The organism is Coprococcus eutactus, from assembly GCF_025149915.1.
GTDB lineage: Bacteria > Bacillota > Clostridia > Lachnospirales > Lachnospiraceae > Coprococcus > Coprococcus eutactus.
In genome coordinates, this window is sequence record NZ_CP102278.1 from 2969415 (window position 1) to 2985304 (window position 15890).

9 protein-coding genes are annotated in these 15890 nt (G+C 43.9%); 2 read left to right on the forward strand and 7 right to left on the reverse strand.

Going from position 1 to position 15890, the window contains the following annotated elements:
- Positions 1-16 precede the first annotated feature (16 nt).
- The 7 genes from NQ536_RS13175 to mltG all read right to left on the reverse strand — a co-directional run bounded on the left by NQ536_RS13175 (position 17) and on the right by mltG (position 13696).
- Positions 17-4798, reverse strand: coding sequence for an Ig-like domain-containing protein (locus tag NQ536_RS13175; RefSeq protein ID WP_004852542.1), 4782 nt, complete (start codon positions 4796-4798; stop codon positions 17-19).
- 12 nt (positions 4799-4810) lie between these two features.
- The gene (locus NQ536_RS13180) at positions 4811-5686 is read right to left on the reverse strand and encodes a hypothetical protein (protein ID WP_004852544.1); all 876 of its coding nucleotides are present in this window, start codon (positions 5684-5686) and stop codon (positions 4811-4813) included.
- 13 nt (positions 5687-5699) lie between these two features.
- Positions 5700-7835: a serine/threonine protein kinase gene (locus tag NQ536_RS13185; protein ID WP_004852545.1), complete on the reverse strand. Its 2136-nt coding sequence runs from the start codon at positions 7833-7835 to the stop codon at positions 5700-5702.
- A 12-nt stretch (positions 7836-7847) separates the two neighbouring features.
- The gene (locus NQ536_RS13190; protein WP_004852547.1) at positions 7848-8618 is read right to left on the reverse strand and encodes a PP2C family protein-serine/threonine phosphatase; all 771 of its coding nucleotides are present in this window, start codon (positions 8616-8618) and stop codon (positions 7848-7850) included.
- Between the two features lie 45 nt (positions 8619-8663).
- Positions 8664-10709: an FHA domain-containing protein gene (locus NQ536_RS13195; RefSeq protein ID WP_049937863.1), complete on the reverse strand. Its 2046-nt coding sequence runs from the start codon at positions 10707-10709 to the stop codon at positions 8664-8666.
- Between the two features lie 79 nt (positions 10710-10788).
- Complete coding sequence (locus tag NQ536_RS13200) at positions 10789-12420, reverse strand: DUF6382 domain-containing protein (RefSeq protein WP_004852551.1); 1632 nt, start codon at positions 12418-12420, stop codon at positions 10789-10791.
- Positions 12421-12598: 178 nt separating this feature from the next.
- A complete protein-coding gene (mltG, locus tag NQ536_RS13205; RefSeq protein ID WP_004852553.1) occupies positions 12599-13696 on the reverse strand; it encodes an endolytic transglycosylase MltG in 1098 nt (365 codons plus the stop codon).
- An 88-nt stretch (positions 13697-13784) separates the two neighbouring features.
- Here mltG and NQ536_RS13210 point away from each other — a divergent pair, with 88 nt between their 5' ends.
- Positions 13785-14303 carry a peptidylprolyl isomerase gene (locus tag NQ536_RS13210; RefSeq protein ID WP_022058654.1) on the forward strand — a complete coding sequence of 173 codons (519 nt, stop codon included), beginning with the start codon at positions 13785-13787 and terminating at the stop codon, positions 14301-14303.
- Between the two features lie 218 nt (positions 14304-14521).
- Positions 14522-15787 (forward strand): sensor histidine kinase, encoded by a 1266-nt coding sequence (locus NQ536_RS13215; RefSeq protein WP_004852559.1) that lies wholly within the window; start codon positions 14522-14524, stop codon positions 15785-15787.
- Positions 15788-15890 lie beyond the last annotated feature (103 nt).

Consider the following 15890-nt stretch of genomic DNA (forward strand, 5'->3'; position numbering starts at 1 on the left):
TCTCCTGTGATCTTATTTATGCTGCACTTTTCTTCTTTCTCTTTCTGCCTGCTATTATGACAAATATCAGCAGTGCTACGAGAAGGATCGCTGCTATTATTATCAGTATCAAAGCGACTGATGAGATCTTCTCGCTGAGCTTGAATGTGAATACAGCTCCAGTCTTTTCATCAACCGTGGATGAGATATTTCCAGCCTTATCTGTAGCTGTTACTTCTATTGTATATGAATCATACTCCTCCACATGCATCTTGTACTGATTGTTGCTCTTGTACTGAGCAGGATCGATGGTATTGCCGTTTATCACGATCGATGTGATCTCATCTTCCTCGTTCTCAAGTCCGATCGTCATGTCAAATGGCTCTCTGACTGTCTCGCCATCCTCCACACCGCTTATTATGATTCTCGGTGCGGTTCCATCATATGTAAATCCAAACTCCTGGCTGGTCTCGTGTCCAACCTCATCAGTTGCCTTTAATGTTATCTTGTGGTATCCGTCTTCCATGTCCGAGAAATCGATGAAATCGACTCCATCCATCTTGACATTTACATCGAATACCGATGTATCGTTTACATTCCAAAGTGCATCGTATCCTGAGTTCAGGATATCCGCAAAATCATCTGCATTGAGAAGTACGCTTCCATCCTCACCTGCAGTTGACTTAGCCATGAGGCTGAGAAGCTTTGATGTGGACTCTATCGTAGGTGCTGTGTTGTCCACGGTGAATACGATGTTGTAATCATCCGTCTTATTTCCAAGCTCATCCTGGGCTGTGACTGTTATCTCGTATACACCATCCTCATCAAATCTCTGACTTCCTGTACTCACAGCTGATGAGTTGCTGTAATTTGTGAAGCTCGATGCTGATATATCCTTGCCATCCTTGTTAACTGTTATCTTGACATTGTTTGTTCTGAAGAATGTCTCCTCAACTGACAGTGACATGTCAACGTAGTTTGGATCAAGCATATCTGTGCTTCCCACTGCATCGTAGCTCTTTATCGTCTTGCTGTTCTTATCAGATACAGACATCTTGATGACAGGTGCCTTTGAGTCTATCTTGAAAGTCTTTGTGGCACTGGCTGCAACATTTCCTGCAAGATCCTTAGCATTTGCAGTGATCGTATACTCACCATCCTCTGTGAAGCTGTAGGATGCTGTGTGTGGATTGCCGCCTGAGAAGCTTCCCGCTGTGAGCTCTGCAATATTTGATGCTCCTGTTCCATCTGTCTTCTTTGTTATCGACACCTTTATATCTGACGCACCAAGACTTCTGCCTTCATAGTCAAATGAGAATGCCTCGTCCACGCTGATAGTTGCTGTGCCTGTTGTCGTCTGTTTGTCATTTACACCACTTATCGTGATGACTGGTGCAGTCCTGTCGATCCTGAACTTTGATATCTGCGCATCTGACTTATTGCCAGCCTTATCCTCTGCTGATACAGTAACCACATAGTCTCCCTCATCAGCAAATGTGCAATTCTTGGTGAAGTCTGTGCCGGTCCACGTTCCGTTTTCAAGGTCTGCGTCATATACCTTGCTGCCATTTGCATCTGTTCTGACAACATGGACTGTATATTTTGATCCCTCCATGTTATCTCTAAGTGTCACAGGAAGAGTTACATTTCCTGTATTCAGAGGCTGAACCGTGCCAAGCTGTACTGTAGGCTTTGTCTTATCGATAACAAACTTTGTTCCGACTGTCGATGAATTTCCGGCAGCATCTGTAACCTTTATGGTAAGGTCGTAGCTTCCCTCATCTCTGTATGTCGGACTGTACATATATTCATTGAACTCAAACTTCTCTGTCCGTTCAGGGGCGGTTCCATTTGCATCAGTTATTGTAAGTGTATGCTTTCTGTTAAACTGCTCCAATATGCTGATATCAAATGACACATTCTCTTTGTAGTAACCGTCATTCTTTGACTCCGGCTTTGGCGAGATCTTGACCTCCGGCTTTGTCTTATCGATATAATATCTGTTCTTTGCAAGATCCACTTTGTCCATAACAGCATTTCCGGCCTTATCGTTACCCTTGACCTCGACTCTGTAGACCGATGCCGCTCCGCCGACCGGCTTGAGATTCATGGACGCCTTTATCGTCTCATTATTCACTCTTTTGAGCGATCCGATCATCGTTCCGCTTGCACCGTCATACGTTCTGTAATATACAGTGGCAGTGACATCACTGCTAACTATCCTGTATGAGTCATGTACAGTAACTTCTATAGTCTGGCCGCTGTTATCCTTTGCAGATGGATCTGTAACCTTCTCTGTGTACTCAACTACCGGATTCTCCCTGTCTATCACAAACCTGACATTTGCTGAGTCGCTTACATTTCCGGCGGCATCGTATGCGTAAATATCGATGTCATATTTTCCGTCTTCTTTAAATGTATAGCTTGTCTCTGTGCCCTTAAGACGGAATGTGCTGATCTCATGCTCTGTCTGATCTACCTTTCCGGTCGTCTTGTTGTAAACACATACCGTTCTGGTTCCTTCTATCTCAATATACTTGACGTCCTCTTTATCCTTGGCAGTCCAAGCAACTTTAACCTTCTTATTATTATAAGGTGTCACCTCCGCTGCTGTCATATTTGGTGCCGTGGTATCATACACCAGTGAATAACTTGCAGTCTTTGTGACATCAGTACCATGATTACGCACGGTCATCTTGAACTTGTAATGTCCCTGCATATCTTCCTTCTTGGTATTTGATATCACATATGTGAATATGACTGTTCCATTCTTCTGATTTGATATGCTCAAATGCTTATCTGAATTGATAACTTTACCATCAACTTCTACCTGCACATCAACATCATCAGTTGTCAGACAAAATCCCTCTGCAGTTCCGGTAACCACTACCTTGTCAGCAGAAACATATTTACCACTCTTTATCTCCTCAGCGTCGGCCTCTGCTGAGATCTCAGCAGAGAAATCTGATTTGTTCACAAATACAGGTACGCTCTCGGTCGTTTTGTTTCCGGCATGATCATAGATCGTTATCTCCAGCGCGTACTCTCCACTCTCCACGGCATTGCTCATTGTGACATGTCCTTTGCCTGCCTCATCCCTGTTGACCTTAAGTGTATAGGATATTGCTGAGTTGAACAGTACTGCAGTCGTAGCGCTCTCATCTACACCTGATGTTGCATCCTCCCATGCCACATCAATCTTATCTGTGCTTTTCGACAACGAATAGTACTTCTTTGAACCGACCTTTACCTTAGGGGCGTCTGATGATAACTTCAGAACCGGTGCTGTATTGTCTATATACACATCGAGATCCTTTGTGCCATCATTGCCAATATAATCCTTTGCGCCAAATGTCAGCTTGTACTGACCATCTTCAAGGGCTATGCTGCCCGCATCTATACCTGGATGAGCCGTTCCTGTTATTCCTATCTTTGCATTCTTGCTGAATACGTTCAGATCCTGCGCAATCACTGTCTCTGCGCCGCCATTTTTATAGTACATCTTGTCTATATAAGCATAATCATCATTTGCCGACATAACAAATGACATCGACTTTACCCAGTTGTTATCATCTTTTGCCTTATACCCTTCGCCTCTGATCTGTGTCATCTTGGTGAAATCGATTGTCGGTGACTGATCGCTGACAAATACTATATGATTTTCCAGATCTGTATAGCATGATCTGTTGTCGAATTCATCCTTTACACAGATAGCCATCTTTGTAAGTGACTTCTTATCCAGTGAATTCACTGGGATCACAAATTCTGCCACGTATTTGCCCTGTGCATTCTTTGTGACTTCGCATATGGTCTCCGGCGAATCCACTGTGTTATCATCTGAAAGAAATCTGTAACAAAGCTGAGCGCCAACAACCACCGTCGAATCACCGTCTCCGGCTGTAGACATATTTATCTCAGCCTGAACTGTCATAGTCTCAGGTGAAACTATGAATTCCATATTGTTGATCAATTTCTTCTGCGCCTTGTTGTTTGAACTGCTCAGATTTATCTTGCTGATCGATGGAGCGCCATTCAGCTTTTTTATAACAAGTGGCTGTGTGTCAGCACTTACATTTCCTGCCTTGTCATATACTCTGAATATGTATTCTCCAGTCTCGTCTGGGACACCGAACGTATACTTTCCATCTGTTTCCTCAATCTCAGTCTCTGTGGTCTCGCCCTTTTTCAGATATACGACCTTTGCCACTCCTGTGTCCGTCTCCTCTGTACCATCATCTACTGTGATGGTAAACTGAGGCAATGCCACTCCATCCTCAGTCACATCGAGAAGATAATATCCATCCTTCACGATCATGTTGCCGCTGTTTGATGTCAGCTCTACACTCTCTATCTCCGGATTCTTGTTGTCATAGACCGCTCTGAGTTTGCCCATGAACTTGATATTTTCGATCTCTCCATCATCATTGTACTCCACATAGTAGAACGCATACTTAGACACCTTGTTGTCATTCGTAAACGCTTCCTCTGTGCCAATGCTGTTGTACTTTGTAACATCTGTTGATGTTGGAAGTTTTTCCTCCGGATCATCACCAGTATATGACTTATACACGATCTTGCTCAGATCCACATCATCAACCGGCTTGCTCGCAAATTTATACTTCGTGATCTCTTTGGATCCAAAAAGCATATCCGTCTCATCGCCCTTGAGCAGATCAGTGATATCTACGGTCTTTATCTCTTCTTCCGCAAATAGATGCACTTTGGAATCTATCGCCACCAGGGTCAGGACCATAACCACTGACATTACAAGTGCTATAAGTCGATGAAGCAATGACTTATTATGTAATATCTTTTTCATACCTTCTCCCTCCTATATACTCTCATCTGTATGAACGATCACAACGTTCTTGACCATCTTAAGCATACTATTTTCTCCCTGACTGAGTCTTCCCGTAAAATCTGACTGTCCGGTCAGCACGCTGGTCGCCTCAGTATCATCATTTCTAAGGACATCGGTTGCATCATCGTCATCGGCTCTGAGCACATCCGTTGCTGCCTCGTCGTCATTGGCTCTGAGTACGTCCGTTGCTGCCTCGTCGTCATCGGCTCTGAGCACATCCGTTGCCTCTTCGCCGTCGTCTTCTGCTCTGAGCACATCCGTTGCCTCTTCGCTGTCGTCATCGGCTCTGAGCACATCTGTTGCCTCTTCGCCGTCGTCTTCTGCTCTGAGCACATCTGTTGCCTCTTCGCTGTCCTCATCGGCTCTGAGCACATCTGTTGCCTCCTCGCTGTCCTCATTCTCCATTAGTACATCCGTTGCCTCCTCATCGGAGTACATGTTCCTTGCCAGCTCCTGCATATCCTCATGGAGAATATCTGTAGCCTCCTCATGTATAGACTTCAGATAATCTTCGTTTTTCTTTTTATTCTTTATATCTGCAACCGCCTTCTCGTAATTTGCTCTTCCCTTTTCAGCTCTCTTACTCGATTCAGATGACTGAACATCTCGCACAGAAATCTTCGTTGTATGGTTCTTTATCGCTTCCTTCTTGGAAATTCCAACACCCTGTACACTTTCATAGCCTTTCTCCCTGATCTCCTCGATCTTCTTTCTGGCAGTTGAGCCTGTCACATCTCCGATCGCTTTCGGTATCTTCAGTGTAAAGAATAATACGATTGCCGTAACGGCAAATATGACTGCAAGTGCAAGGCCGCCATATAGCATTATGTTGTAAATTGTTGCCATATCTTTTCCCCCTCTACTTGCCTGTCTTACTTCCGGTTCCTGAAACTATAGCCTCTATAACCGGTTTGTGTATCAACGTGTTCCACTGTGGCTTCTTTCCATCCGCCAGCATGCTTATCCTGCTGCCACTATTGTATACCGAAATAACTGTATTCCTTGCGCTCTTATCCCATGTATCAGGAGCGCTTCCATACAGATCCGTGTATCTGTTATACAGATATGTAAGATGACTCGTGTAGAGATCTGCCGAGTAATCATCAACACCCAGCATCTGCTCTGCCGAAAGGTATACATTCTCTGCAAGTTCATAGTTTTTGTCGTCACCACTGATGTCGCCCATGCTCACATATATCTCAGCTTTTTTTCTGGAATACTCTGCGTACACATTCTTTGTCTTCTCGGTGACAGCATCTCCGTTCATATCTAATCCTGACAGATATGAATCAATGCTGTTTATAGCCTCTCTGTAATAAGCTACCTGTTCAACAGGATCGCTCTCCTTCTCTGCAAGATATGTGTAGACTGAACACAGGATCGCTGAGTACTGACCGCTGTAATAGTTAACTCCTCTCTCCTCTGGGAACTCCTTTGAGAGGACAGTTGCGTTGTCGTTCAGCTTGTCGCTCGCCTCCTGCAACAGTTCTATCGTTCTGTTCGCAAGCTCCTCATCGCTTGAAAGCTTATCTACATATATAGTTGCTATATTAAGGTAATTGACATATTTGTATGTATTTGTATCGTCTATGTTGTCGCTGTTGTACTGCTGAAAGTCAAATACTTCCTGCTTACTGTCATTGAAATCGGCTGTCTTGTTTATCTTGTTATCGCATATAGCCTCATAGTATTTTGCCTGTTTTACATCATTTGCAAAGTTTTCCGTATCTCCTACCATATTAAAGTACTTTCTCGCAGCACTATAATCCGGTACCTCATTAAAATACAGAAGGGCTATCTCATATTTGACATCATCCTTTACCTTGTCAATGTTCCTCAAGGCAAACTTGATTCCCTTTTCCGCCGGTGTCTCTGTACCCGTTCCTGTAGCCACATCCTCATCCGTGTAATAGTAGGCATATGTGTCCATATATCCTATATACGCCTCTGATGCTGTAGGATCAATGTCCACAGCCGCTTTATAACATTCAAATGCCTTGTTGTAGTCGCTCGAATCGACCGCGTCCTCTGCTTCCGCTATCTTGTTGTTATAATCCTGCTCCTTCAGCTGTCCCTTCTTGACTCCGCCAAATATCGCACAACATCCGGACAATATAGAAAGTCCCGCCATCGTTGCAAATACTGCAACTTTTCTCTTTGCCTTTGCCTTGAATTCGTTGTCAAGCTCATTGTAATGATCCAGCGCATACAAAAGCTCTGAACACGACTGATATCTGTCCTCCGGGCTAGGCTGACAGCATTTTATTATTATCTGCTCAAATCCTGACGAGAGCGTTGGATTCCACTGTCTGATAGGTTTTATCTCATATGGAGGCTCACATGGATTCTTACCCGTTACCAAATGATACAACGTAGCACCCAGATTATATATATCGGTTCTTGCATCCGTATTGTATATACCTCGTCCCTGGGAATCTCCGAACTGCTCAGGTGCTGCATATCCTCTGGTTCCAAGAGCTGTGGTATCAGCATTGTTCTCAACGATATATTCCTTTGCCGTTCCAAAGTCTATAAGCTTTACCGAACCATCAGGTTTAAGCATTACATTTGACGGTTTCATATCCCTGTATATTATAGGTGGATTCATGGAATGAAGATAATCCAGTGCACTCGCTAGGGCTCTGCCCCACTCTATGACCTTGTTCTGATCCTGTGCGCCCTCAGCCTTGAGCACATCGCTGAGAGGTTTTCCCTCGACAAAATCCATCACTACATATATCGTACCGTTTTCGTTTATAATATCGACGATACGCGGAAGAACCGGATGGTCGACATCTTTGAGTATGTTGGCCTCCCTCTCCAGACTTTTCAAGAGAGTTGCCGTACTTTTGGAGCCGTCATTTTTAATCTCCTTGACTGCCCACTGCTTATTAAGTCGGTTATCCATAGCGAGATAGACTATCGACATTCCGCCCTGTCCGACTTTTTTTAGTATTTCGTATTTCCCATCTAATACTGTTCCTAATTCTGTCATCTTATCTCCCCATTATTCCGTTTTAATAAGAACCACTGTGATATTGTCTGTTTCTTTTCTGTACTTAACCAGCTCTGTGAGGAACTTACATCCGTCCTCCATCTCTGCCTCTGTTCCACATGCTGCCGGCCCGATCTTACTCATTATCTCATCGTTTGAGATCTTATGTCTGAATCCGTCTGAACAGATCATGTATGTTGCACCCGCCTGGATATCTCCAGCCACAAAGTCCGGCTCAACAACCGGCGATGCACCTATGCACTGGAGAAGAACGCTTCTTCGGCTATCCGTCTCTGCCTGCTCCGGTGTAAGCCTACCAGCTGCTATCTCCCTTGCAACCAGAGTCTGGTCAGCTGTGAGCTGCTGCACGGTCGAGCTCATCTGATATATACGGCTGTCTCCCACATGTACTATGTAATATCTGCCTCTGTACATCAGGATTGCCGATATTGTTGTTCCAAGCATTATTCCATTCTGTTCACCATATGCCTTTATCTTCTCATTCATGTCCACGGCAAGGTGAAGCCACTGATATTTCAATGCTCCCTCACTGAAGCTCTCATTTTTTACCATCTCGGCGAACTGCTGGTCAAACCAATTGCAAAACGCACATATAACTTCTTTGCTGGCGACCTCCCCTTTTGCCAGTCCTCCCATACCGTCACATACAAGTGAGAACAAGGCCTGTCCGTCCGGTGTCTCTGCAATCTTTATTGCAAGCGAATCCTGATTGGTCTTTTTCTTGATTCCCACATCTGTATTGTATACTGCACTAAATCTCATCACAGCTCTCCTTCCAAATATACATTCTAATTATTGGTGACAAGACTATCTTATATGATATACAAATTCTTCATTGCCCAATAAAACAACTACACCATTTGTAAGGAATCTCTTTTCCCCTTCATTTAATCTTTGTCCGTTTATATATGTTCCGTTCGTTGAGTTGTTATCACTGATAAAACATACTCCTCTGTCTTTGACTATCACACAATGTACTCTACTTATATCTGTGTTGTCAGAGATCGCATAATCTACTTCGGAAGCCTTACGTCCAATCTTGAATTCTGCCTTATCAATATTTATTCTCTCACCGGTCCTCATTCTGATGAAATATGGAGCAGGGCCTTCCTCAAACGGCATTCCCGTTGGCACTGCCGATGATACCGGTGTTCCGCCAAACTGATTATTCATCTCAGGCATCGGTGGCATCGGCGCTCCGCCAAATGGATTACCCATCTCTGGAATCGGTGCTCCGCTAAATGGATTGCCCATCTCTGGCATCGGCGGTACCGGTGCTCCACCAATCAGATTATCTGTAACTGGCTGCTCCGATGTCTCCTCTGTATTCTCATTCTCTTTATCTTCAGCTGCCCTGTCCTCTGGCGCCTGCTCAATCGGATTTTCCATCGGTGATACCGGTACTCCGCCAGATAGATTGCCCGTTGGTGGCACTGGTGCTCCACCAAATGGATTGCTCATCTCTGGCATCGACGGTATTGTGGCTTCGCCAAATGGCTTCTCCATCTTTGGCTGCTCCTGTATCTCCCTATCCTCTTCAGCGCCTTTATTCTCTTCGGCGCCTTTATTCTCTTCTACATCCTCTTTCTCAGCATCTTTAACCTCTGGCATCGTCTCAAACGGATTGCCCATCGGTGGCACTGGTGCTCCACCAAGCGGATTGCTCATTGGTGGTACATTTTCGTTCATCGGCATTCCGTTTGGTCCCATCGGCGGCATACCTCCATTCATCGGCATTCCGTTTGGTCCCATCGGCGGCACTCCTCCATTCATCGGCATTCCGTTTGGTCCCATCGGCGGCACTCCCCCATTCATCGGCATTCCGTTTGGTCCCATCGGCGGCATACCTCCATTCACCGGCATTCCATTTGGTCCCATCGGCGGCACTCCTCCGTTTATCGGCATTCCGTTTGGTCCCATCGGCGGCATACCTCCGTTCATCGGCATTCCGTTTGGTCCCATTGGCGGCATACCTCCATTCATCGGCATTCCGTTTGGTCCCATTGGCGGCATACCTCCATTCATCGGCATTCCGTTTGATCCCATCGGTGGCATACCTCCGTTCACCGGCATTCCGTTTGGTCCCATCGGTGGCATACCTCCGTTCACCGGCATTCCGTTTGGTCCCATCGGTGGCATACCTCCGTTCATTCTGGCATTATTTCTCATAACCCCAAGACGGCTTACCTTTGGAGACGGTACATCAGAACGGAGTATATGGCTGTTCCCGCTGGTTGCAAACGCATCATCTGCTACCTTTTTTCTTCCGGCAACAGGGACACTAGCGCCCATCTCCACAAAAAGATCGATCACTTTATTTTTCATGTCGGAACTTGAAAATGTTCCCGGCACATTAGTCAGGTTTATAAGTCTGGCAACATAATTATCACCGTCATTCTCCGAATATGTGGCGTCAACGATTATCGTCTTTATGAGGTTTCTAACCTCATTCATATCCGTGGCTTCTTTATTCACTGGAGCAACGATAAATCCCACATCATAAGTCTCTGGTGAAACGAAAATATGCTGAATATCCTTTGCCACAAAACTCAGAGAAACCATTCCCTTTCCAAACGACTCAAGCCCATCTAACACATTGTAAATCACTGTAAGCATCTCTTTCTTGCCGACAGTAGACCTGAGAATCTCTGGCAAAGGCTTCATATGATCTATATCATACTCAAACACTCTCACCCCACCATTTTCCTGCATATTACAAAGTATCATCTGTGGAAACTGTCCGCTCCTGCTCATATCGTAAACCTTGGCATCGACGACATCGTCAACGTCCAGGCAATAATTTACTTTATATGTATCCCCCATAGGTACTACAGTTATCTTCTCTCTATTCATTCTATTTTTACCCCCTTTAGTAAACACCAAAAGCAGGTATTACTACCTGCTCTTTTCCCACCTCTGTGGGCTGTGTATATTAACTTAATTTGAAAATGAAATCCTCACCGCCGATACTTATCATGGCATCATTTGAAAGCTTCATCTCACCATTATCATCAAGTCTCTGTCCGTTCAGATATGTACCATTGGTCGTCTTGTTATCCTTCAGGTAACATCCATCCTCTCTCTGGTAGATTATAATGTGAACCTTGCTTATCGCACCGTTACCGCCAACATGATAATCAACTCCACGACCAGCCTTGCCTATCTTGAATACGGCCTTATTGATCATAACCCTCTCGCCAGTGTTGACTCTGACTATATAAGGCATAGCCTTAGGAACTCCCTTTGAAACTGCTGCAGCAACCTCTGAGTCGCTATCCTTTACGACATTCATTCCGCCCGTAAGCTCAACTGTGCTACCAGTTCCCTTCTTCTCCTCGGTCTCCACCTTTGATGTGACAGGATCCATATTAGTCTCAGGTTCAACTGCCTCACCATTCATATACTGAGGAGCTGTTATCTGCTCAGTAGGATTGTCTATTCTGCTTTCCTCCGCATCGACAACCGCCTTCTGAATTATCTTAGCTCTGTTTATCTTGATATTCTTGACCACTGGTGGATTGTCCATGACCTCATCCGTGGATATCAGAACAGGTATCTGTTCCTCCTGCCGCTCAAGTTCAACTTCCATGACTCCATCTGTGGTCTGAGCAACCTCTGTCAGACTAGACTGTGTTTTCGGCTCCTGTGGCTCCGGCACCTCCACATCAGATGTAAGTGCCTCTGTATAATCTGAATCGTCATCAACGTTCTCCGTCTCAAGATCATCAAATACACTGTCGTCAAACACTGACATATCTATGCCATCTGATACCGACTTCCCCTCTTCCTGCTTCTCTGAATCATCAAAGGTCAGATCCTTAAACAGACTGTCAACATCTGCTACTGTGTCATCCTCTTCCTCTGAGTCATCATCCTCACCAAATGACACATCCTTGTACTCAGGCAGATCATCCATGCTTGTATCAGGCGATGTGTCGACTGTAGACTGTGATACAGATATATCACCATCTATATCTAAAAACTTTTCTTCAACCTGCATACCTGCAGATTCCATAAGTTCTGTAAGCTGTGAATAAAAATTTCTCACGGTAAACTTATCTGTATTTAAAAGATTCAGCAGTCTTGCAACATAGTTGCAGTCTTCACTATCGTCATACTTTACGCTTGTAAGTATATCCTTTACAAATGTTCTAAATTCTGCATTTATATTTGCATCGGCTTCAACTGGAACACAAAGCATTCCGACATCATATGTAACAGGATTAACATACGTAAATCCTTTATGTAATATGACATAAGAAGCAGGGATTCCAAGATCACGAAGATTGACTATTCCTGAAGCTACCCCCCTGACTATCCCCAATATCTTCTCGGCATTTACTGTATTAGAAAGGAGTGCGTCTACCGTTGTCCTGCCTGTAACATTATATGTAAGATAATCATTCTCATCATCCTCTTCATAAATGATATCTATGAGTTCTGGAATCTTGTTCTCCTCCAGATAATCCAGCAATTCTTCATCAAACTCACAATCATCATTAAGAATATATGACAAATATTTCTCAGAGCCGATATTTCTTACTTTGAAACTTACTTTTCTCATCAAATATTCCTCCTATCGCACCTCCAAAAGCGCATAACTCGATGCATAAAAACCCAAAAGGGTACATACTCTTTTATTATATATAATAAACTTATATATCGCAAGCAGTTTATACCCTTTTGGAAAAATAACGACTATATTTTATTGTATATTTTCTTGCTTCTACACTCTTTGGAAACTACTCTCCATCACCCTCACTCTCTTTCTCAGCCTTTGCAGCGTCCGCCTTCTCTATATCAGCAAGATGTCCCTCATAAGTTTCATTGAATATACATGCGCCCTCACTCTCATCTGAAGTCAGATAGTAGAGATAATTGTGATGTTCCGCGTTAAGAACCCCTTCTATTGAAGTCTGTCCAGGATTACATATTGGGCCTACCGGAAGTCCCGTATACTTATAAGTATTATATGGTGAGTCAACCTCAAGATCATCATACGACAGTTCAGCCTTATCGTACTGTCCATCAGTAACAACATAGAGTACTGACGGATCCACCTGAAGCGGCATATCCTGATTAAGTCGGTTGAGGAATACTCCAGCAACCTTCGGTCTGTCTGAATCAAGTTTGCACTCTTTTTCAACGATTGATGCCATTGTGAGAACTTCAAAGTCTGTAAAGCCCATATCCTCGGCTTTCTTCTTGTACTCATCTGTATATATACTGTTAAACTTATCTATCATATCCTGTATGAGATCCTTGGCTGTCATATTCTCGTATATATCGTATGTAGCAGGAAACAGAAATCCCTGAAGAGCGTATTTAACTTCTGTCGATGGTATTTCAAATGGGTATTCAAAGTCTCCTGATCTGCACTCAGTAAGGAACTCATCCGCAGTACAAAAACCCTTTTCCTCACATCTATCAGCTATCTGTTCAACCGTAAATCCCTCCGGTACAGTGATTGTATACAACACCTCTCTGGTAGACTCTACATAACAAAGAGTTTTTATCATATCCAATGTCGACATACTTGAATTAAGCGTATATGTTCCTGGCTGCAGGCTTCCACTATACTGGGAACCTGTCATTCTGAGCTGAAACGCAAGCTTGTACTTTATAAGGCCTGCCTCCTTCAACATTCCAGCTGCCTCCTTGACCGTAGTATCCTCAGGGATCGTGATCTCTATATTCTCTCCGACCTCCCCGCCTTCTGTACCTTCGTATTCTCTCATAAAACCGGTGTACGTGTCCTTGATCTTATGAACGCCAACCACCACCACACACACTGCAATGGCAATGATTATTATCGGTCTTACAATATTTCTCCAATCCATTTTTCTCTCCTTCTTGTTTTTTTCATTTGCCTGTTTATATAAGTGATGTTATCATAACCATATCTCAATGAAGAAAGGAATGATATAATTGGCAAATCCTATAGTTACTATTACTATGGAAAATGGTGATGTCATGAAAGCTGAGCTTTATCCTGACATTGCACCTAATACTGTAAACAACTTCATCTCTCTCGTAAAGAAGGGCTTCTATGACGAAGTTATCTTCCATCGTGTCATAAAAGGCTTCATGATACAGGGTGGAGATCCTCAGGGAATCGGCATCGGCGGTCCTGGATATTCCATCAAAGGAGAATTCGCACAGAACGGTTTCAAGAATGATCTGGCACACACGCCAGGTGTCCTCTCTATGGCTCGTTCAATGATGCCTGACTCAGCAGGTTCACAGTTCTTTATCATGCACAAGGCAGCTCCACATCTGGACGGTGCCTATGCAGCCTTTGGCAAGGTTATCGAGGGACTTGACATTGTAGACAAGATTGCAAATGTACCAACTGACTACAACGACAAGCCTAGGGTTGAACAGAAGATGAAGACTGTAACTGTCGACACCTTCGGTGTAGACTACCCTGAACCAGAAAAGGCTTAATCGAAGTTATTATAAACCATATACTGGGATTTGAAAATAACAATAATTTTATATTACACAAATTTAAAGACTGACTATACTCCCAAATGAGCACAGTCAGTCTTTTTTCTTCTATATGTTCATAACAGTGCTACCGTATCACATGTAGATTTTTTCTTCCATTTGCGGTACAATACTCTGCAGAGGGGATTCATAATTTTTATTTGAAGGAGTTTCCCATGTTACATCCAGCTATAGATCTGGCGTGCTTTGCTCTGGAAGCAGTCGTTGACATCATTATGTTTTCAGCTCTACTGGGGCTCAGGTTTCGGAATCTGAGGCATCCCATCGCAGGCTTATCCATGTATTTTATCTGTGGCAATCTTATCGGCTACATTTTTCCCAACGCATTTGGCTGGGTAGCTTTATGCCTGTTATCCTATCTGGCAATGCTGTATATGACCAAGGCCTCACCATTTTATACGTTGGTAGCATATATTATCTCCTACCTGTACAATGCTTTCTGCGAAGATTTCTTCTTCATGGCGTTCTCCAAGATTGGTATACAGAATGAGAATATAATCGCCCTGGGAAGTTCAATATTACTTTTCCTCATCGCGCCTGTCATCTGTCATTTTGTGCCGCTTCACAGATGCTTCAGCTATATTATAAAGGGAAGTGCATTGACCAGATTCCTTCTGCTGCATCTGTTCGCCATATACATCATTGAGACCGGCCTGTACAAATACAGTTCAACTGATATCTCATCATATATTCCTTACATAGCTTCATTTGTGGTAATAATTGTCATAACCGATATTGTACTGCTCCATCAGCAGCGAACGATAAGCAGGCAGCAGCACGACCTTGCCAGCTACGAAACATACCAGCCTATGATGACGGATCTTATACAGGATATACTTGGCAGACAGCACGATTTCAACAATCATCTCGCCGCCATCAATATGCTTCCTTATGCCTATAAAGATTATGACTCTCTGGTCAGCGCCCTGGCAGACTACTCGGCAAATATCGTCTCAGACTACAGAGATACCGAGCTTCTGAAGATCAACATGCCTATCGTTGCGGGTTTTATACACAGTAAGATGATCATTGCGGACAGGCTCGGCATAATGCTTGATATAACAATAAAAAATCATGACCTTGTGAGTGCCATGCCTGAATACGATATCATCCGTGTTGCAGGAATCCTTATAGATAACGCACTCGAAGCCTCACAGAGAACCGACACGGTCCGTCTGACTCTCGGAAGCAGTGATGGAAAGATTGAGATTGAGACTCTCAACAAGGGACAGCAGCTCACGCACGAGCTCAGGCAGCAGATGTTTGATGCAGGATATACCAGCAAGCAATCCAACAGAAAGCTGCACGGCTACGGGCTGGCAAACCTGAAAAAGCTTGTTGCCCAGTACAATGGGCAGATTTGTCTCGATAATCAGCAGATAGACGGCGTGACGTATATACATTTTGATGTGCGCGTATAACAATATAAAAGCCAGACACGGACGATCCACGTCATAAATACAAATGACTTATATCCCGTCCATGTCTGGCTTTTATACTTTTGTTCTATATTGCGCTGTTTCT